The organism is Rhodocytophaga aerolata (assembly GCF_030503435.1).
Taxonomy (GTDB): domain Bacteria; phylum Bacteroidota; class Bacteroidia; order Cytophagales; family 172606-1; genus Rhodocytophaga; species Rhodocytophaga aerolata.
In genome coordinates, this window is record NZ_JAUKPO010000054.1 from 1 (window position 1) to 22,113 (window position 22,113).

Genomic DNA, 22,113 nt, shown 5'->3' on the forward strand with positions numbered 1-22,113 from the left:
TCTATACTGCTCGTACGTATGAAAAGGGGGAGGTTATTGCCTTGATAAGTTCAATCCTGTTATCAGGTTTTGTTATCACATCCTTAGTAATGACTGGAAAGCAAAAGGCTATTGCATAAACAATCATAATTCGAGCAATCAAAGCTATCTCAACGGGGACACAGATACAATAAAATCTATAGTATGTGTGGCGGCCATACTCTATACAATCTTATCTTTTTGAACTTTATTAAGCTTTTCTTCTTGAGAAACTTATTCCTATACTTTTTAAAATACTATAATGGTATTTAACATAAAACTAGATGTCAAACGAAATTGGCCATAGTTCAATTTATAGGCATTATGAATTATTAAAAATTTTTGTACTTTTTCAATGCAATAAGTTTTGTTTGTAAGTCATAAGATCATCTAGCCGTTAAGTGAAATTATAGAGTTTTTCATTCAAAAATCACTTGCATTAAAAGAAGGGATTTCAAACAGTAAAAGCTGCTTTTAAAGAAAGTAATTGATCTCCAAAAAACTGACTTTATTCCATATAGAACTTCATGTAATAATCTTTCTCTTATAAAGAGCATCAACTATTCCCCAAATAGTGATAAGATCAAGTAAGAATAATCCTGGCTAAGTTGCTAATGAAGGAAGTTGTGAAAATAATCTAAGGACTTTATGTTGAACAACTTAGGTGTGGCTGTGCCACTAGCACAATGGCAGCTAGTAACTCCTGAAATTATATTTTAAAGCAAGGATTTCATTTTTGTTAGTTACATTTGATAATACGCCATAAATAGTTAGCACTATTATATTAGGATGTACATTCGGATTCAGACTCATGGCTGTAATTACATAATATCTGAAAAAACATCTTCAATCTACTCATCTAAAGTAGATGGTTGAAAAGTCTGTTCAAACTATAGAAAACATGATACAATTAGTACGCATCTGCATTATTCTACAACTAGTTTGTTTTAGTCTTTCTGCACAAGTTACAGCATTAAAATTTGAAAGAGTTTTACCAGAAAATGGATTATCACATGGGAATGTCACTTGCATCATGCAGGATACGCAAGGGTTTATGTGGTTTGGTACTGATGAAGGACTTAACAGATTTGACGGCTTCACTTTTGAAACCTATGTGCATAATCCATTTACTAAAAATAGCATCAGTGATAATGCTATTCGTGCTCTTTTTCAGGACCGATCAGGTGCTATATGGGTGGCTACTAGTAATGGTCTGAATAAATTCAATCCTCAAACCAATACTTTCACTTTACATAAACATAACCCTGAAGATGTAAAAAGCATAAGTGATGATGATATATTTTGTGTCTATGAAGATAAAGGGGGCATCATTTGGGTAGGTACAAAATTAGGCCTAAATAAATATGATCCTTTTACTAATACCTTCCGCCTCTACCAACATCATCCTTTGCATATAAAAGCCTGGGAGAATAACAGTATTCATGCCCTTTATGAAGATTCTACAGGTAATATGTGGGTGGGTACAACGAAAGGATTGAGTAGATTCAACAAAACTTCCGGAAGTTTTACCCGATTTACATCTCAAACGCAAATCTATGATAGCCTAAGCTATGTAACATCTATCATTGAGGATAGATCAGGAAATCTGTGGGTAGGCACAATGGGTAATGGACTATCGCAATTTGATAAAACTACCGGTAATTTTAAGGTCTACAGGCAAAATCCGGAAGATAAACATAGTATTAGTAGTAACCGTATTTTGTCGCTATTTGAAGATTCCTTTGGCATTCTATGGATAGGCAACCAGACTACTGGATTAGATCAATTTGACAAAATGACTGGTAGGTTTACACATTATATCCACGACCCAACTAATAAACAATCATTAAGTGATAATTCTATATTCTCACTCTATGAAGACCAATCGAAGGTACTATGGGTAGGTACATATACTGGTGGGGTAAATAAAACTGATTTGTTAACTAAAAAAATAACTCATCATCAGCATACTCCAAACCTGTCACATAGTTTGAGACATAATTTTGTGTTTTCTCTTTACCGGGATCACTCTGGAGCCATATGGGTAGGAAACCCCATGGGTTTAGATAAACTTAGTCATACATCAAAAACAGCGCCCTTTACTCATTTTAGCTATGAGGCATCTATGCCTGAAAATCTTAGTTATAATACCGCGCATAGCATATTTGAGGATCATGCAAAAAACATATGGGTAGGTCTGAAAGGAGATGGCCTTAAAAAAATCGTCCCCCAAAGTAATACGGTAGTTTCCTATCGAAACATTCCTGGTGATACAACAAGCCTTCCCAATAATTTTGTCTATGTTGTTTATGGAGATAGGCAAGGTAATTTATGGGTAGGGACACGTGACGGGGTAAGCCTGTTTGATGTTATTTCACAAAAGTTTACCACCTATAAACCTTCTTCCCGGCGGTTTGACGTAGAGCAGATTCTAGCAGATTCGTTGGGTGCACTTTGGTTAGCTACCGCTACAGATGGCCTTGTTAAGTTTGACCCGCAGCATCACTCTTTTACTCCATATCCAATCAACTATCTGCCTGAAAATAGCAATAAAGCTATTAGATACTTGTATGAAGATAGGAATGGCTTACTATGGATAAGCTTGAGTATAGGAGGATTGTACACTTTTGACCGCAAAACCCTTACTTATACACGTATAGCTGATCCAGTAATATTAACAACACTATCTATAAATGGTATTCTAGAAGATAATAAAGGAAATTTATGGCTGTCCACAAAAAAAAATGGAATCTATAAGTTCAATCCCAAAACCAAAGTCTTACAAACCTATGATGTACATGATGGATTACAGGGCAATGAGTTTAACAGAGCGCTTTGTAAAGGAATAAATGGAGAAATGTACTTTGGTGGCAATAATGGCTTCAATGTATTTCATCCGGATAGTTTAATAGATAACCCTTATGCACCACAGGTGGCTATTACCAACTTTAAGGTCTTTGATAAAGCCAAACCTTTTTTTACTGATACCCTTGAGCTTTCCTATAGCGAGAACTTCTTTTCTTTCGATTTTGTAGCCTTAAGTTTTTCTTTTCCTGACAAAAATAAATATGCCTATAAACTTGAAAATTTCAATCAAGAATGGATACAGGCAGGTTCCCGTAGATATGCGGCCTATACGAACCTGGATCCCGGCGAATATACGTTTAAAGTAAAAGCGGCTAACCATGATGGGGTATGGAATACCCAGGGAGCCTCCCTGAAGATCATTATTTTGCCCCCTTGGTGGAAAACTCAAGGGGCTTATATTGGCTATAGTATTCTTTTTGTAGGATTGGTTTATGGTTTTCGCAGCTATATCATTAACCGGGAGCAGCTGAAAAACTCAGTGAAACTCAAAAGCATGGAAGCCCAAAAGCTACAGGAGCTGGATCAAATGCGCTCTACGTTCTTTACCAATATTTCCCATGAGTTCCGGACACCCCTCACTTTAATCGTCAGCCCGTTAGAAAAGCTGCTAGCTGAGAAGGTAGAAGAGCCTACAAAGCAGGAATATTATCAATGCATGCGCCGGAACGCAAATCGCCTTCTGCAACTAATCAACCAGTTACTAGATGTATCAAAATTGGAGGCAGGACAAATGAACCCCCATCTATTACCTGGCGAGATGGTTTCTTTCATCAAGTCTCAGGTTTTTTCTTTTATTTCTCTTGCCGACAGCCATCAAATAAAACTTAATTTTTATCATACACCCGATATAATATGGAATATGTTTGATAAGGATTATTTAGAAAAGATTCTATCTAACTTACTGTCAAATGCTTTCAAATTTACACTAGATAAAGGAGAGATCACCGTTATTGTTTGTCTGACACCACTTAACAGTGCTTCTGCTTTAGGCCAATGGGTTCAGATACAAGTCAAGGATAATGGAATTGGTATTCCAGAGGATAAAGTAGATAAAATTTTTGGACGGTTTTACCAAGCTGATAATTCACACACACGGCAATTTGAAGGTACAGGTATTGGATTAGCTTTAACAAAGGAATTGGTAGACTTACTTGGAGGTAAAATTGAGGTGAGTAGCCAATCAGGAAAAGGCACCTGTTTTACAGTAGAGTTGCCTTTTACTGCCGCATTTGATGAACAGCTTGCTCAAAGGGATGATTCTGTTAGCGAAAATAAAAGCAAGGTAAATTATTATGCAGATATCAGTATAGGACAGAATTACTTAGCACCATCATCACAGACACAAAACCCAATAGATCAGCATGCTCCGGTTCTACTCATTGTAGAAGATAATATAGAATTGCGCAGCTATATCAGGAGTAATTTTAGCCATTCGTACCATATACTTGAGGCAGGCGATGGCATAGAGGGCTTAAGTAAGGCGATAGAATTTGTGCCTGATCTAGTCATTAGTGACCGGATGATGCCCCTAATGGATGGAATGGAGCTTTGTAAGAGGTTAAAAACCGATGAGCGTACTTCACACATTCCGGTTATCTTACTTACAGCTAAAGCCAACCTTGAAAACAAAATTGAAGGCCTGCAAACAGGCGCCGATGATTATCTTATTAAGCCATTCCATACCGAGGAGCTTATTACACGGGTTAATAATCTGATTGGGCAGCGTAAAAAGCTCAGAGAGCTTTTTGGACAGGCTTTAACCAGTTTGCCTTCTTCCAACAATACCGTCATACCCACTCCCCAAGCACCTACACTTACAATCAGCAAGGCAGAAGATAGGTTTCTGCAAAAGCTTACAAATTGTATAGAAGTCCATTTATCGGATTCAGAGTTAAGCATGGAAGTGCTAGAAAAGGAGATAGGGATGAGTTATACTCAACTGTACCGGAAGGTAAAAGCGGTTACGGATCAAACACCCGTTGAATTTGTCCGCAATTACCGGTTAAAAAAGGCAGCCACATTATTATCTGAAAAGCAAAGCAACGTTTCAGAGGTGGCCTATGCAGTAGGGTTTAATAATCTTTCTTATTTCACTAAATGTTTCCGCCAGTTGTATGATGTCCCACCCTCTGAATATAATACGCAAGACCGAGTGGAACAAGTATAACAATATGCTTATAAGCCCCTTGTTTAGAGGCTTGCATCCACGTATTGAATATTCCATGCCGCACCTCTTGAAATTTTCCTGTGACTGGAATGCAACTAAACCTGTGTTTCTAACGAGATTTATCCTTTGCTCATATATAGAAAACAATTACCAAATTATAACATCCTTTAAGACAGCAAAAGAGAATAATGTGTAAAGATTCTGTGAATCAGACAGATCAGTATAAATTCATAGGTAACACCTTGTGTTACCTAATTTTATTTCTGGCAGTTGCAAGAATTGTGTTAGCACTTGCAAGAATTGTGTTAATAGATTCTGCCTGCTTTTGCTAGGTTTGAGCAGTTCAACTTCCTAACTAAAAATAACAATCAGCTGATTTACCGGAGTTGGCCTAACAAATAATTGCGCCTGGTTTACGCAAATAGCTTTATTGTGCTATTTGTGATTAATACTGTTTATCCAAAAGATATATAAGTCTATATTAACCAATACCACTATGCTTAAATCTACCCACAACACATTTTCTAAAACTAAGAGCCGCCTCTGGCAACACCTGATCATCGCACTTCTCCTGATTTCCTCGTCAACTATTTTAGTAGCGCAAACACGTATTGGGCTACATGTCACTGAAGCAGAGTTAGATATTTGGAGGTTAAGGGCTAACGGGAATGATTCGACCAATTATAAATCTACCAATGATGTGAGTCCTTATTCACCTGGTGATTGGAATAGAATTGCTCAGTATGCTTCAGACTTTAAGAATAATACAAATAACGCTCGTATAAATGAAAGATATGGGGGACCAACCTATAATGGTCCTAATGAACCATCTTGGAATGGCACAGGAGCGGTACCTAAAAATTCTCTACCAATACCAAATTTAAAAGGATTTAAATTGTTGTCAGCTGCATTTTATTACATGGTCAAAAAAGGTGGAACCAATGCAGATCCTAATGCACTTGAGTATGCACTTAAAGTTAAACAAGAGTTACTGTATCAAGTAGACTCTGTACCTAGGCTAGATATGAGTAACACCACTAGGTGGACAGGGGCAATCAGTGACGAAGGTCCATCAATGTTTATTGCTAGTTGGTTTACCAGGTTATATTTTGCTTATGACTATATTAATAATAATACTGTATTCTCTGGTACAACCGGAGCAACAGAAAGGCAAAAAATTGATGCCTGGTTTCTAAAAGCAGCTAATTATTTTGCAAAAAATATAAATGATGATTTAAGTTTACCTTTTGAGAATAGATGGAATGAGGATTATGATATTAGTGCGTATGGTACTTCATCTGGTGTGGGATCTATAAACACTTATACACATAAGTATGCAAATGGAAATCCCGGAAATGGTATACCTAGTTTAGCTAAATGGTATAATAACAGAAGAGGAACCCAAGTTGAGTTTTATAATCTTGTTGGTATAAAAACCAATAATACGTCTCTTTTAAAAAGCGCTAAATTATTTGTAAAAGAAATGTTAAAGTTTAGCACTTTTCCAGATGGTTCTATTGGAGAGTTTTATCGAGGCGAGCCTACTACACTTACAGAGCAGGGGTGGCAATATGGCATGGTCCTATTAAATAATCTTGTTAGTATAGCTGATCATCAGGCAAGAAATGGAGACTTTGAATTGTATGACTACACTACCTCAGACGGAAAATTTGGGACGCAGGGAGGTAATAAAAATCTTAAGTTAATCAGTGAGCTCATGTTAAAATTAACTAAAAATGAGCCTTCGTTGGAATGGTACGTTTATAATCAGCAAACTCCTCAGTTAGGAAATTCTAGTTACCGTATTAATGGTGTAGATCCAGTATATAATAAGTATTATGTCAATGATATTTGGATGAGTTTACCCAATATTTACTGGAAAAGTAATTTGGTTAAAGATATATATACAAGAAATGCAGCTGGTACTACACCCTATCCTGATGGTCAAATAAACAAAGTTGGGGGAGTTGGCGCGACAGAGCCGTGGCATGGAGGGTTTGGTTCGTATCCAGGCGTCCTATTTATGTTTGGACAAATGGAAGGCAGAGCGTATCCCTACTTAAATAATGCTCCTATTGCAAATGCAGGAGCCGATAAGACAATTCTATTGCCAACTTCTAGTACTATTATTTCTGGCTCAGCAAGTGATAGTGATGGAAGTATCGTATCCTACTTTTGGACTAAGCAAAGTGGCCCTTCAGCTACCATGGCTAATACAACAACACCTACCTTATCATTAAGCAATTTGACTTCAGGAACATATATCTTTAGGCTAACTGTAACAGATAATCATAATAGGTCAGCTTATGATGAGGTGAGTGTAGGAGTAAGTTCAGCACCTCCGGTTGATAACTGTATCACTACTGGCAGCATCACAAGAGAGAGGTGGCTAAATATATCAGGAACCAGTACTTTGGTGAGTTCCATTCCTTTAACCACCGCTCCTGATAGTACAGATGAATTGAGTGTTCTTTCAACCCCTGCTAATGCGGGAGATAAATATGGGCAAAGAATCAGAGGCTATGTGCATGCACCTACTACAGGCAATTATACTTTCTGGATTGCAGGCGACAACAATTGTGAGCTTTGGCTCAGTACGGATGCTAATCCAAGCAATAAAGTAAAGATTGCTCACATCACAGATGATGTAGGTGGTGGAAATAAATGGACGTATGGAAATGAATATACTAAATATCCAACCCAACAATCAATCCCTATTGCGCTGACAGCAGGGAGCAAATACTATGTCGAAGTATTACACAAAGAATACAATAGCGGTGATGCTTTATCAGTGGGTTGGCAATTACCCAACACTACTTTGGAAAGGCCTATTCCCGGATGCAGACTTTCTCCATATAACAGTTCAGGGGCAAGGTTAAGTTTTGCAGAAGAAATATCTACACATGAAGAAATTATTGTCTATCCCAACCCATTTGAAGATAGATTAAATATCAGTTTTGAAAAAGGGCAGGCGGGCATAGTTACTTTAACGATAGTAGATTTGCTAGGAAAGACCTATTATCATACTGTTAAAACACTGGGTGAAAATAATTCAGAAGCTTCCATTACTTTGTCAAGTAAAGTTTTAAAGCCTGGCGTTTATTTCTTAAAAATAGCAGGGGGTACTTCCAAAGCTAAAGTAGTCAAGCTTATTAAACAATAATAACATTCTTTTAAATTGAAATAAGAAAGGCCAGTTTATTCTGGCTTTTCTTATTTCAATGGTCTCAGCATTAAGAGAGATAGCTATTCATAATATAAATCTGTCCTGTGTCGGTTTTGTCAGGCTATAGTTTAGCTAAAAACGTCCCTTTCTCAGCATAACCCTTTTTCTGTAATTTCATACAGTTTTCCCCTAAAAACTTGTACCGAAAACCTGTACCGACAATCTATATACCCAGTACTGGGAATCATTGAGTAAAGGGTATAAAATCCTTGACAAAATCAAATCAAGGATTTGCTACATTTGATCTATGGCCACTAAAGAAAAATACATCAATCCATTCACTGACTTTGGCTTTAAAAAGCTATTTGGCAGCGAGTATAATAAAGAACTACTGATAGATTTCTTGAATCAGGTACTAGGCGAGCGGGAACGCATCCAAGATCTCACATATCTTAATACAGAAAATCAAGGCAAAACGGAGTGGGATAGAAAAGCCGTATTCGACTTGTACTGCGAAAATGAGCGGGGCGAAAAGTTTATCATTGAACTACAGAATGTAAGTCAGCTCTATTTTAAAGATAGGAGTATTTTTTATGCCTCCTTTCCCATCCAAGAACAAGCCCCCAAAGGCAAGGATTGGGATTATTATCTGAAAGCGGTCTATACTATCTGTATCTTAAACTTCAGCTTTCCGGACCAAAGCAGCCGGGAACGGTATTTGCGGGAAATTCAACTGATAGATAAGGATACATTTGAAGCCTTTTATGAGAAACTGACATTTATCTATCTGGAAATGCCTAAATTTAGGAAAGGGGAGGGGGAACTTGTAACCCATTTTGATAAATGGATGTATGTGTTAAAGAACTTGCCTAAGTTACAAGCAAGACCTGCCAAATTGCAGGAGAAGATATTTGATCGATTATTTAGCCAAGCAGAAATAGCCAAATTAACACCTGATGATATGAGAACCTATGAAGAAAGCTTGAAAACTTACCGGGACAACTATAGTATAATTGAGACTGCCAAATATGATACTAAAGTTGAAATAGCTAAAGAGATGAAGAAGGAAGGTGATCCGATTGAAAAAATTGCCAGAATCACCGGGTTATCCAAAGAGCAAATAGAAAAACTGTAATTAACCATTTGAGCTATTAGCTATATAAAAAGAGACCTAGAGGCTTCACACTCTAGGTCTCTTTTTATATAGCTAATAGCTAGGATAGAAATTTTTTGCATTTTATTGCTAAAAATTATGTTTCTTATATTTCCCTGACAATATCAAGTGATTATTTTAAAATTGTTTAATAGCAATAACATTTTTATTTAGGCTATTACAGCTTTGTGTTAAAAACATATCTTATCTTCCTGCTATAGAAAGTCTACTATGAAAAAGCTGTATGGCAGTTCCAGGCGCCAAATTTGGAAAAACATTAGTATTTTATCCTATTCAATATGAGTCTTAAGATTTTACATATTTCAGATATTCATTTTAAAAATTTCAATAATTACCAATACTTGGATCTAGACCAAGAGATTCAACGTGAAATTGAATTAGATTTATCGACTTTAAAAAAGCAATATGGGAAAATAGATATTGTATTATTGGGTGGTGATATTGCTTTCTCTGGGCAATTGGAAGAATATGACGTGGCGGATAACTGGATAAAAAAAATTTGCACAATCATTGAATGTAAAGAAGAGAACGTTTTGACTGTTCCGGGGAATCATGATGTAGATCGAAGCAGGCTTTCTACCATTGTCAAAACGGCTCAGAAAAATTTAAAGAGTAGCGTTTCGAGACAAGAACTTGATTATAGATTAGGTGAGATTATAAAGGATCAAGAATATGCTGAGGTATTCCTTCGACCGTTACGGCATTACAATGAATTTGCACAGAAATACGGATCAATCCCTAAGAATAATAACATATTGTATTGGGAAAAGGATTTTGTACTGGATGATCGAATACTTAGAATTAGGGGGCTTAATTCTGCATTAGTATCGAGTGAATTAGATAATGAAAATACATCAAAAATGGTATTAGGATCTGCTCAAACTAGAATTTTGAGAGAAAATGCTGTTATACATTTAGTTTTGTGCCATCATCCACCTCGATGGATTTTTGATGGCGACGACGCTTTTAAAGACTTAAAAGAAAAAGCTCGCATTCAATTATTTGGTCACAAACATGTGTTTGAATCCGATATTTATAATGGCAAATCCCTTGTTCTCGCAGCTGGAGCAATGCAACCTTCTAGATGGGAAGACGGATGGGAGCCCCGGTACAATATCCTAGAAATATCAATTTTTCAGGAGTCGCATTTGAAAATAAAGTTATTTAAACGTATTTGGGATAAGGCTCAGAAAAAATTTAAAGCTGATTTTAGTGTAGAAGGCCACATATTCGAAGAATATAATTTAAAGTTATCTGAGGAAGAAGCAAGTATAAAGACTTCGGATAAAGGCCAAGAAGTGCAAGAAAAAATTAATGATGTACCTATGGCTGAACCTGTCATTGATCCAAAAGCTCCAAATCCAAAGAGAAAACTAGCTTATTTATTTTTGGGATTGCCATACCATATCAAGCTTAAAATCGCTGTAGACCTTAACCTTATTGATGATAGTGATAAAGATTTACTCGAAGTTCAAAAAGCTCAAAAATACTTCAAGCGTGCAACAGAAAGAGGATTACTAGAAAAATTATGGGAAGAAGTAAATAAAGCTACGGGAAGTACATTAAAAAATCCATTTGCTAAATAAGAGAATTATATGATTTCAAATTTACCTAAGTACTACCGGATTGCAACAATTGATACGTTGAATGATGATCTATTGTCTAAACGATCCAATGCAATAACAGATATCATAGAGTCAAAAGATCTGAATTGGCTTTTAGACTGTGTAAGGCTCTACCTTCAAAAGCCTGTTAAAAGCAAAAATTTCGAGAAAGAACTATTTTTTGCTATACAAAAATATGATAGTCTTTTCTTAGAAGAAGGATCAGAACTTGAAAAAAAAATACTTGCAGGGGCCATAATAGGCGAAAGTCTAATTAAAAGAGAGGATAAGGATAGAATCGCAGGATCCTTGAAATCAGGATCTTTTGGATTAGCTAAAGAATCTATTTTAAATAGTGAAATAGTCTCATTTGCTGTTGAACATCTTAATAAAAAAGCAATAGATATAAGGGAGGATAAACGTACATTAAAGACCTTAACTAAACTTCCTGTCTTTAGTAAGGAAACGCCAACTGTAGAGTCATTAACAGAGATTGTTAAAAACCTTTTAGTATATATAAAATCAGCAGCGGCTCTAAATGAGCAACAATATGGGATAATGGAAGATAAGATTGCAGTTTTGGAAGAAGAATCAAACATTCATTGGTGGTTATTTCGTTCATATTCAAGTAAAAGAGAATGTCTAATATCAGAACTGGATGCAGTAGAAGCAATATTTATTCTAAGCTCAGAATTAAATGATCTCATCAGAATGCTTCCCCCCCCTAACAATATAGAATCCTTTCTTAAAAAAATATGGAGTGATGTTCAAGATAAGCCTGAGAAAGTTTCAATCAAGGATGCAATAGAGGTATTATATAATAAATTACAAGATAAAATTGATGATCAGGAAAAAAAATATGAAGTGTATGGAAATTTGATACCTCTACATTTAGCATTTATAAAAGCCAAAGAATTAGAAGGGAATACAGCTTGGACAGCTCCGTTTGAAAAATTATCAGGTATTAAAGTTGATTTAAAGTTTAATCCTGTGGAGCTGAGTTATCAGTTTCTAACTGAACTAATATTATTTGATTTAGAATAAATTTATCATGCCAATTTGTAACGAAGAAGGCTGTCAAGTATTTACGACCGGAAAATGTGTAAATGGCCTAGAACTTGATGAGTGCCCACATTATCTTGAAGACAGTGAAGTAAAAGACTATAAGAAACCTGAAAACAATGAAGAAATACCGCCAAGAGCATCACCAGTTAACAATGTGATTGATGTCTATGATGGAAAGGCATTAAAATTAAGCGATGTAAATAGAATTGCTAATAATTCGATAACGAGATTAGTAATTTTAGCAGGTATGCCGGATGCGGGCAAAACAACATTACTCCTAAGCTTAATGCATATTTTTACAACAAATCCACAGTTTGGAGATTTCATATTTGCTGGCTCAGATACCTTATTAGATTATGAATTAAAAAGTCATCCATCAAAAATAGACTCTGAAAATTCTAATGAGACCACGGGAAGAACACAAGTGGGCCCACCAGTATTCTTACATTTAAAAGTTGCAGATCAAAAGGAGGACGGAAAATTAACAGATTTATTATTTACTGATATTTCTGGAGAAGATTTTCGCGCATTACGGGACTCTACTATTGAATGTAAGAAATTCACTATTGGACAGCGAGCCGATCATTTTGCCTTATTTTTTGATACACTTAAGATCACAACTTTAAAAGAACGAGCCAGTGCTAAAGCATCAGGAATAGGGATATTGCGAAGCTTAATTGAAGCTGGATCTCTTTTGCCGCAGACTAGAATTCAAATTATTTTCTCAAGATGGGACCTAAAACCAAATCAAGAAAATGAACATATCCACGATGAATTTATTAAGCTTCTTAAATCTGATATTTCGTCTCAATTCGGAAGTGAATATGAAATTAGTTTTTTTGAAATTGCAGCAAGACCCAAAAATAATAACTATCCTTTTGGGCATGGTATTGAAAATATTTTCCCGCTTTGGGTAAAATGTTCATTGATAGATAGAATTAACAGCGGCAATAAAAAATCCATAATAAGACCAAAAATAAGGCAATATTTGCAGTTTCAATATAATTTTTAATCGCATGCCAAGCCTAGATCGGAACAGATGTATGTTTATAGGATTACCAAGTTCAGGAAAAACTTCTTTTATAGGGGCATTATGGCACGTTGTGCTAAGTGGCGAAATTGAATCAGCATTTTCAGTGATAGTACAACCAGAGAATAGAGAATATTTAAACCTTTTGAGAAATTGTTTTTTAGAATGTGAGGCACCAGAAAGAACCAAAATCGAGTTTGAGAAAAAAATAGAACTTAATATAAGAGATAATAAAACTGGCAAAACAGTAGACTTTATTTTTCCAGATCTATCAGGAGAGACTTATGAGAGCCAATTTGAGTATAGGAAGTTGTCAGTTGATTATGTAAATCAAATTTCAGAAAGCAATAGCTTAATGCTCTTTATAAACCCTGATTTTATAAAGAAAGCTCATATGATTTCGCACGCAATTGCCATGTTTGATAATATGGAAGATGATAATAATGATGCTGATCATGGTCTTATAGACAAAGTAGAGTGGAAACCGAAAATGTGCCAGACCCAGGTAGTTTTAGTTGATCTTGTTCAAATGATAATGAATAAAATTAGAAAACCTTGTAAGGTAGGTATAGTTATCTCTGCATGGGATGTTATAAAAAATCTGCCAGATAAAACTGAATCTGAAATATCCCCTTCTGAATGGCTACAAGCTCATTTACCATTACTGAAACAATATTTATCAGCAAACAAACAGACCTTTCATTATGAGGTTTTTGGAGTGAGTGCCCAAGGTGGAAAATATGATGAAAAAAAAGACAACACTAGATTGCAATCATTAATTAAGCAGTCCGAACGGATAATAGTTCAGGTAGGTAATACTACTTCTCACGACATTACCATTCCAATAAGATGGCTTTTTAATAGTTAAGGCTATTTGTATGATTTTGAATCAAGTATTGCACGGTTATAAGGATGGACATACACTTCTTGCTTCTTCAATTGAATTAGAGGCGGATATAAAGCGCCAGATGTTGCCTATGAGCGACATGTCAGGTGGAGGGATAATTAAGGGGTTTGAGGAATATATTACTGGCTATCCATTAAAACAAATGAATGTTTATGCCTTAGCTAAAACCTGGTATGCTCCAGAAATGAAAAGACCAGGATGCGTATGGACTCACACCTTATTGATTGATTTTAATGACCTTCCTGATATTGAAGATATCTTCTTGTTATTGTCATTATTTAAACGTCCTTCATTAACAGAATTAAGACTAGGAGATTATAGCAAGAGTTTAGATGAAAATTTAGATTACCCTTATAATGTTAAAAAAGAACCATTAGATACTAGTGTATCAAATAATTTAATAAAGCGAATCTTACACTCCTTGTATGGAGAGAACGAAAAACCAATTTTAATTAGATCATCATCATCATTGCATTTAGAGCAATGGCTGTTAAGCATTTGGAGTCAACAATGGCCAAGGTTACGTAGAAACTTTAGGTTTTGTACAGGATCAATAGCCCCTCGAAGTTTTGCAGGTACGCTCTTAGATTTGCAGGTTGTTCCCTATAAGTCAGCTGTAGGATCCTTATCCAATATCAGTATAGTGATAGATGAAACTGAGAAAATGGAAGCGAGCCAAACTGAAGAATGGATTGAATTGGCATATTGGGATCTCTATAGTTCTTATCCTCAATTAAAATTTTTTTTTAATTTTTTTGGTTCCGACTTACCTCTACAACGTACTTCATTTAAGTCCTTGGCGAATTCATATGTATTTTTCAACAATAACAAGCCTAAACTCGAAGAGTGTATCCATTTTTTAGCAGGGACATTTCCTTCACTGCAAGTTGCTAGTAATTTGAAGCTGGCCATTCTAAATGACCAAAATAATTCATTCAGTAATTTCTTGCCCAGATACCAGGAAAATGCTATTGTTTATCATTTGACGATTACTAAATACTATGAAAGTTTTGAATACAAGAAACTAAACTACCTTGCACGGTTTAGAAATAGTTTCAAGAATTTAAATGAAAGTTCTATGAAACTTCTTAAAGAAATCATTAAACATGGACCTAATCCTTATGGTGAAGAAGCAATAACTGAACTCGCAAATTTTCTTGGTGAAAATGAATACTTACAATCCCTCTGGGCAGATAAGCAATTATCATCTGTTTTTATTAGTTTAAATCCAAAATTGACCTACAATAAAAATTTTTGGTTGGCTAATGAAAATCATCATATAGAGTTAATAAACCAATTGCAAAAGTCAGATATTAGATCTAAGGTAGACTGGCCGCTAATTGTGAAATTACTCATTGAAACCGATTCAAATATTGATCCTGCCATTTTTGGAGATCAAGGCTTGAAAATTGAATCAATTATCCTTGACTGGATAGATAAAGAAAAGTCAGCTACACCAAGGATAAATTGGCTTAATTATGTTAAAAGAAATCCTGCAGCAATCCTTGATTGGCTAAATCAACAAGAAAACCCAAAGAAACATGTCATTGAAATTATTGTCAATTTACTAAATCCAAATTCCAATATAGTTATTAAAAATGGACTTGAACCTTGGTTAAATTTTCTTTCAAGGCTTCCTAGATCCAGATTAGATGATGTTTCGATTGATGTACATTCTTTTTGTTTGGCTCTTGCTTTTAATATAGACAGTGAGAAAACCCAAAATATTTTTGAACTCACTTTCGAGGTAATTTATATGGCGCTTTCTGCAGACAAACTAGATTACCGGCTCTGGAAGGAATTGGAAAAACATACCAAACCACTCTCGTTTTGGAAAGATTGGGATAAGTGTAAGAAAATTATAAATGCCTTAGTAGATAAATATATTAGAAATGTTTGGTCTATAAAGCCTATGATAAAACATGTCTATAATGAAGAACTAAAAGTTCGCATAAGTCAGCAGTATAAGAAAAGACTATAAATATGTATTTTCTTATTGTTGGGTTAAAAGGATATAACTATTTACTACATTGATGCTTGTAGTAAATAGTTATTGAAGGTTATAACAATAGGAAAGAAAAGACTTTCCTATTGTTATATTAGTTTAAAGTCGATCATATAATTGTTTGACCCAACCCTTAGTGAAGGCCTTTCCTCTACGGGTGAGAAATCCTGCCGCATTTAATTTATGGGCAATCATCTCAAAAGTCATTGGCTTTCCTTTTTCATTCTTTTGCCCTCGGTAAAGCCTGATGAGTTCAATAGCTTGACGGTTCTCTTTTGCCTCTACAGAAAGCTTTTTCATGGTAGCAGCTCCCCTGCATCTGCCCTGCTGATGAAAATTTTCTGCCTTGCCTGTTTTTTCTCCTCTCTCTCTTTTGGCCGTGAGGGCCGCTTTGGTTCTAGAGGAGATCAGTTCGCGTTCATGCTGAGCAAGGACAGCAAAAATACCAATGGTTAAGGTATTGGCTTCAGGCATATCCGCGCAGACAAAATCCACCCCTGTGTTTCGCAAAGTAAAGATAAAAGCTGCGTCTCTGGAAAGGCGGTCTAGTTTAGCTATCAACAGGCAGGCCCCTTTTTGCCTGGCTCCTTCAATGGCTTTGAAAAGCTCTGGTCGTTCATTGTTTTTGCCTGACTCCACTTCCACATATTCTGAGAGGATCAGTGTTGGGTCTTTGACAAATTGAGCTACTGCTCTGCGCTGGGCTTGGAGGCCAAGTCCACTTTGACCTTGTTTGACAGTAGACACCCGTAGATACGAAACGTACTTTTTCACCTTTTAAAGGTAAAAACAAAAAAGTTAGAAATCAAGAACGGTCCTTCTAGCTTTCTAACTTTTCTGTAAAGCTGCTTTGTCTCTTCTTATGTTCATCTAGCATGGAGAAATTCTGATAAGAGCAATTGCGAACTGAAGTGTTATTGCACATTAAATTTGTCAAAGGAACCTTTAACATGTTTTACGCTTCACACATGTGTATTTGGTTTGTAAAATTCTATGCAGGAAAATCTACCTGAACTTTTTTGCCTTCGACTGAAGGCAGATCAATGGCAGAAGTGCTTTTATTAGCGCAGGATCTGCACCCAACCTTTGTAGCTTCTCTTGGAAGAAGGATCCCATAGATGATAAAAATACATCCCTCCGGGAAGGCCACTTGCGGCCCAATCATTTTGATAGGCCTTGCTCTGATAAATGGATCTTCCCTGCCTAGAGAAGATTTCTAGCCCCCATTTTCCCTGAGCGATTCCCTTAATTATAAAGGAGTCATTAGCGCCATCTCCATTCGGTGTCAAAACATTGGGGATGTAGAGGTTTTTCTCGCACTCTACCCCCTTTACCTCAATGGTCTGTTTGCTTGAGCAGTGTAGATTGGTAGCTATAATTTCATAGGTTCCAGCACCTATGATTTCCACTCTAGACTGCTCAGAAAGAATCCTAGCTGATGCAGCTTCTTTCCATACATAGGATTTGGCATAGAGGCTACTTGCATCTAGCCGCAGGGTATCGCCGATACATAGTTCTACTTCCGTTGCTAATTCGATGATGGGTGCAGATTCATATAAAATCGCTATCGTATCCCTGCTTTGTCCGCACCGGTTAGCTACCTCTACCGCATACGTTCCGCTTTGGCTCACCTCGAGTGTAGGGGTGGTATGCGCTGTACTCCACAAGTAAGAGCTGTAGGGAAACTGAGCCGACACGAGCACTGGCTTATCATCACAGATAATTTGATCCTCACCTAAATCGACTGTAGGCACATCTGTATGAAATACCTGTAGGGTATCCGTGTAACGACAGCCATTTTTACAGATTTCTACACTATACACCCCTTCTCTAGTTACCTCATAGCTGGTAGAGGTAGAACCATCCTGCCATAGACAAACGCCGCCAATCGAGGAGACATCTAAGGATAATGTTTCTCCCCTGCATAAGACGGTATCCTTGCCTAATTCGAGGTTTATCTGCGGCTCAATGACAATTTTTCTTATAAGCTCTCTTCTTACTCCTGAGCTATACAGCAAGCTAGCCTTCACTAGATATTCCCCTGCCCCTGTAAATTGATGCCTGGGGGAAAGCTCGGCAGAGGTGTTAGCTTCTCCACTTGCAGGGTCTGAAAAATCCCACGCTACGGCTTGTAGGTCAGCGGCCTTTTCTAGGAAAAACGCATAGGATCTTCCCTCACACTCTTTTTGATAGCTAATCAACGGGCTTGGATCAAAATAGCTGGAAATAAAATTAGGTAGGCACAAGCCATAGTTGAAGTACTCGACCCCTAGATCCACCCCTGCATGAGCTAGCTCAGAGAGCGGATAGGGCAAATCCGGTTTATTGATCACGCTGATATGGCGATAGCCATCCATACCTCTTGCAATATAGAGTTTGCCATCTGGCCCAAGTTGCAAGCCTCTGACCTGGGCAGGCACAAAAACTATTCGTTTTCCTTTAGGCTCTATCTGCTCATTGGATAGATGGGTATCATATTGAATGACTCCTTTTCGTGGGCTGCCTACATAGAGAAAACGAGAATTAGGTGAAAAACTAATTCCATAGGGAAGGCCTAATTGATAGTAGGTATCTGATGGGTTGGGCTCATATTTTTCAAAGTAGGTGAGCACCATACGAAAGCTCACCTTGCCCGAGCTTTTATCAAAATCTAATAAGTGTACTTCGTATGCACCCGCTGAAGTAGCCTTGATTTAGGGGTATTGGCTAGAGTAATTTAGCAGAAAACTGTTAAAGATGATGGCACCCCAATTAAAAACAGAACAAGAGATGTTTCCCCTGGTGGAAAGCTGGCTTCAAAGCGGCTTAACACAAAAGCAATTCTGCCTTGACAATCAACTACCGGTACATATTTTAGTATACTGGGTAGGCAGGTACCGTAAATCACAGCCTGTGAAGACTACTGTAGACAAAAGGGAAGCTACTGCAAATAAAGCTACTAAAAAAGTAGTGGTTACAGAAAGCTCTTTAGGGTTTATCCGCCTTAGCCCACCCGCTCCAACACTCTTATCGTCACCTGCTGCGAGTAGTCAATTACCTGCAGGCAATATGGAAGTAGTGCTGCCCACTGGTGCTATCATCCGCTTTTCTGCCACCGTTCCGGCCTCCTACCTCAAAGAACTGCTTTCCCTATGTTCGCATTGACAGCCTCTCAGCGATTTTTTCTATACTCTCAGCCGGTAGACATGCGAAAAAGCTTTGATGCCTTGAGTGGTATTATCACCACAGGTTTGGGCAAGGACGTGCTATCAGGTGATGTGTATATATTCATAGGCAAGAGCAGAGACAAAATAAAGCTACTTGTATGGGAGAAGGGTGGCTTTGTTTTGTACTACAAACGATTAGAATCTGGCACCTTTCACTTGCCCAAGCAACAAGATTATTTATCCTACAGTGAATTATGCCTGCTGATAGAAGGCGTGGAAGTCCAGGTTACTCACCGCCGCAAGCGATATGAGCGGCCAGAGCAAAAAATTACTGCCCCTCCTTGACTAACTGCAAGAGGGCGCGTAGCTTGCTTATATGGATGAAAGCTCTTCTCTCTCGGCTCAAGAGATCCTGCATCTACGGGAGGCTAATGCTCGCTTGCAGGTACAAAATGAGCAACTATTGGCCGAGCAGGCCGCTATGCGGACAGAGAAAGGAGAACTACTGATCGAAAAAGAACTCCTGCTGCAGGAACTGAAAGAACTAAAACGGGTTGTCTTCGGTCAGAAGCGCGAACGCTTCGTACCTGCTGCGTCGGCTAATCAACTGTCTTTGCCATTAGAAGATGGACCCACAGAGCCTGTTCCAACCCTTAAGCAAACCATTATTTATGAGCGGGCTGTCAAACAAGCCGCTAAGGTAGCCATACGTGGGGGCTTTCCTTCGCATCTGCCCCGGGTGGATGTGGTCATAGAACCACAAGAAGATATTTCCGGGATGAGAAAAATCGGCGAGGAAATAACCGAAGAACTGGATCTAAAACCTGCATCGCTGTTTGTTCGCCGCTATATCCGTCCCCGCTATGTAAGTAAAGAGGAGACCTTCCATATTGCTGCTTTGCCAACACGTCCCATAGAAAAAGGCATACCCGGACCAGGGCTGCTTGCTACTATTATCTATGATAAGTTCGTCTCCCATCTGCCTTTCTACCGCCAAGTGCAGCGCTATGAACAATTGGGGATGAAAATACCTGCTTCTTCTCTTGAAGGCTGGTTTGAAGCCTGCTGTTCAGTGTTAGAGCCACTATATGAATCCTTGAAGGCACAACTACTATCCTCGAACTACGTGCAGGTGGACGAGACACCGATCCCTGTACTCGATAAGCAGAAAAAGGGAGAAACCCACCGTGGCTATCATTGGGTATACCACGCTGTGGAATCCAAACTAGTTTTGTTTGATTACCGGGAAGGCAGAGGCCGAGAAGGGCCTAAAGAACTTCTGAAAAACTATCGTGGCTACCTGCAAACTGATGGATATGGCGTATATGATATGTTTGAGTCAAGGCAGGACATTGTCTTGGTGGGCTGTATGGCCCATGCCCGCAGATATTTTGAACGTGCCCTCGACAATGATAAAGGAAGGGCAGAAAAAGTACTGCTATGGATGCAGGAGTTATATGCCATAGAACGAGAGGCACGGGAGCAGAACCTGGGTGCAGAAGATCGCTATGTCCTACGGCAAACAAGAGCTCGTCCGCTGATGGAAGAGTTGGAAAACTGGCTGCTCACAGAACGCCTCGAGGTACTTCCCAAGAGTGCCATCGGCAAAGCTGTTTTCTACCTGATCCCTCGCTTTTACAAGATGGCTATGTATCTGGAAGATGGCAGGCTGGAAGTTGACAACAACTTGGTAGAAAATGCCATACGGCCAGTGGCTTTGGGCCGCAAAAATTATATGTTTGCCGGCAGCCATGCCGGTGCTAAACGGGCAGCGATCGTGTACAGTCTGCTGGGGAGTTGCAAATTGCACGGCATTAACCCCTATGACTATCTAATAGATATACTGCAGCGCTTGCCACTTCAGCCGGTAAACAGACTCAAAGAATTACTGCCTCCTTTTTGGAAACCGGCCAATATATCACCTATTCCTCAACCATCATAGGCTACTTGGTCGGGTGGATACGTATGAACGCGGATGCAATTTTTTTGACACCGCCGAAGGCTACAGTGCCGGTCGAAATGAAGAGTTGCTGGGTAGGGCCATTGGGCCGATTAGGAAAAATAGCATCATCAGCACTAAGTTCACAGTGGATCTTACAAAGAACCCGCCGAATAATGACAATCGCCCCGAGCGTATCAAAGCTGCCTGCGAGGGATCGCTCCGGCGGTTGAAGACCGACTATATTGATCTTTACCATCAGCATCGCATTGACCGTTCCGTGCCGATTGAAGATGTGGCCGGAGCGGTAGCGGATTTGATCAAGGAGGGAAAAGTCCGGTATTTTGGTTTAAGTGAGGTCAGTGCCGAAACCATTCGGCGGGCGCATAAGGTCCATCCGGTTACCACTGTTCAGAGTGAATATCATCTGATGTTCCGCAAGCCCGAGACAGAAGTTTTCGCCACCCTGCAGGAAGAGGGCATCGGCTTTACTGCCTACAGTCCCATAAACCGTGGCTTCCTTGGCGGCAGCTTGACCGAATACGCGGACATGAACACCAACGACATTCGCGGTGCCTGGCCGCGTTTCACGCCCCAAGCGCTTCGGGCGAACACCCAAATCCTGCAAGTGTTGAATGAATTTGGCAAAACACGCGGCATGACTTCGGCGCAGATCGCCATGGCGTGGATGATGGACAAGCACCCATTTATCGTCCCATTGTTTGGAACAACCAAGCTATCGCATCTGGAGGAAGACTTGCGAACCGCTGACTTCACGCTAACTCCGGGTGAGATCAAAGAATTGGAGGAGAAAGTATCCGCATATCCGGTCATGGGTGCTCGCTACGATGAAGAGCAACAGGCGCGAGTGGAATACTAAATATCGAACATGGCTAAACGGGATATGCCCAAGTAGCGGTGACAATCATATGAGTCCGGTCAACGAGACACATGGAATTAGTTGCACAAAAACCTCCGTGGCTGTGGCACAACGAAAAAGAATAAAAAATAAAGAATATTGACC

General features: G+C 38.4%; 14 protein-coding genes. 12 read left to right on the top strand and 2 right to left on the bottom strand.

The window, feature by feature from the left end; genetic code table 11:
• Nucleotides 1–919 precede the first annotated feature (919 nt).
• The 8 genes from Q0590_RS34035 to Q0590_RS34070 all read left to right on the top strand — a co-directional run bounded on the left by Q0590_RS34035 (nucleotide 920) and on the right by Q0590_RS34070 (nucleotide 15,980).
• Nucleotides 920–5,053 carry a hybrid sensor histidine kinase/response regulator transcription factor gene (locus Q0590_RS34035; RefSeq protein WP_302042143.1) on the top strand — a complete coding sequence of 1,378 codons (4,134 nt, stop codon included), beginning with the start codon at nucleotides 920–922 and terminating at the stop codon, nucleotides 5,051–5,053.
• Between the two features lie 496 nt (nucleotides 5,054–5,549).
• The gene (locus tag Q0590_RS34040; protein ID WP_302042144.1) at nucleotides 5,550–8,216 is read left to right on the top strand and encodes a PKD domain-containing protein; all 2,667 of its coding nucleotides are present in this window, start codon (nucleotides 5,550–5,552) and stop codon (nucleotides 8,214–8,216) included.
• A 310-nt stretch (nucleotides 8,217–8,526) separates the two neighbouring features.
• A complete protein-coding gene (locus tag Q0590_RS34045) occupies nucleotides 8,527–9,354 on the top strand; it encodes an Rpn family recombination-promoting nuclease/putative transposase (RefSeq protein WP_302042145.1) in 828 nt (275 codons plus the stop codon).
• A gap of 317 nt (nucleotides 9,355–9,671) precedes the next feature.
• Nucleotides 9,672–10,979, top strand: a complete 1,308-nt coding sequence (locus tag Q0590_RS34050) for a metallophosphoesterase (RefSeq protein ID WP_302042146.1) — start codon at nucleotides 9,672–9,674, stop codon at nucleotides 10,977–10,979.
• Nucleotides 10,980–10,988: 9 nt separating this feature from the next.
• Nucleotides 10,989–12,041, top strand: a complete 1,053-nt coding sequence (locus Q0590_RS34055) for a GTPase-associated system all-helical protein GASH (protein WP_302042147.1) — start codon at nucleotides 10,989–10,991, stop codon at nucleotides 12,039–12,041.
• 7 nt (nucleotides 12,042–12,048) lie between these two features.
• Nucleotides 12,049–13,074: a TRAFAC clade GTPase domain-containing protein gene (locus Q0590_RS34060; protein ID WP_302042148.1), complete on the top strand. Its 1,026-nt coding sequence runs from the start codon at nucleotides 12,049–12,051 to the stop codon at nucleotides 13,072–13,074.
• A gap of 31 nt (nucleotides 13,075–13,105) precedes the next feature.
• Nucleotides 13,106–13,960 carry a TRAFAC clade GTPase domain-containing protein gene (locus tag Q0590_RS34065; RefSeq protein ID WP_302042149.1) on the top strand — a complete coding sequence of 285 codons (855 nt, stop codon included), beginning with the start codon at nucleotides 13,106–13,108 and terminating at the stop codon, nucleotides 13,958–13,960.
• A gap of 10 nt (nucleotides 13,961–13,970) precedes the next feature.
• On the top strand, nucleotides 13,971–15,980 hold the full coding sequence (locus Q0590_RS34070; RefSeq protein WP_302042150.1) for a GAP1-N1 domain-containing protein: 2,010 nt from the start codon (nucleotides 13,971–13,973) through the stop codon (nucleotides 15,978–15,980).
• Nucleotides 15,981–16,103: 123 nt separating this feature from the next.
• On the opposite strand, the gene Q0590_RS34075 is transcribed toward Q0590_RS34070, so the two are convergent.
• Nucleotides 16,104–16,778, bottom strand: coding sequence for a recombinase family protein (locus Q0590_RS34075; protein ID WP_302042151.1), 675 nt, complete (start codon nucleotides 16,776–16,778; stop codon nucleotides 16,104–16,106).
• Between the two features lie 287 nt (nucleotides 16,779–17,065).
• Complete coding sequence (locus tag Q0590_RS34080; protein ID WP_302042152.1) at nucleotides 17,066–18,631, bottom strand: T9SS type B sorting domain-containing protein; 1,566 nt, start codon at nucleotides 18,629–18,631, stop codon at nucleotides 17,066–17,068.
• Nucleotides 18,632–18,740: 109 nt separating this feature from the next.
• Between Q0590_RS34080 and tnpA the strand changes: the two genes are divergently transcribed.
• From tnpA to Q0590_RS34100, 4 genes are read left to right on the top strand one after another with little or no spacing between them, the layout of a single operon-like run.
• Nucleotides 18,741–19,148, top strand: coding sequence for an IS66 family insertion sequence element accessory protein TnpA (gene tnpA, locus Q0590_RS34085; RefSeq protein ID WP_302042153.1), 408 nt, complete (start codon nucleotides 18,741–18,743; stop codon nucleotides 19,146–19,148).
• Nucleotides 19,136–19,495, top strand: coding sequence for an IS66 family insertion sequence element accessory protein TnpB (tnpB, locus tag Q0590_RS34090; protein ID WP_302042154.1), 360 nt, complete (start codon nucleotides 19,136–19,138; stop codon nucleotides 19,493–19,495). The genes tnpA and tnpB overlap by 13 nt, the downstream gene beginning before the upstream one ends.
• 31 nt (nucleotides 19,496–19,526) lie before the next feature.
• A complete protein-coding gene (tnpC, locus tag Q0590_RS34095) occupies nucleotides 19,527–21,092 on the top strand; it encodes an IS66 family transposase (RefSeq protein ID WP_302042155.1) in 1,566 nt (521 codons plus the stop codon).
• Between the two features lie 13 nt (nucleotides 21,093–21,105).
• Complete coding sequence (locus tag Q0590_RS34100) at nucleotides 21,106–21,969, top strand: aldo/keto reductase (RefSeq protein ID WP_302042156.1); 864 nt, start codon at nucleotides 21,106–21,108, stop codon at nucleotides 21,967–21,969.
• Nucleotides 21,970–22,113: the final 144 nt, after the last annotated feature.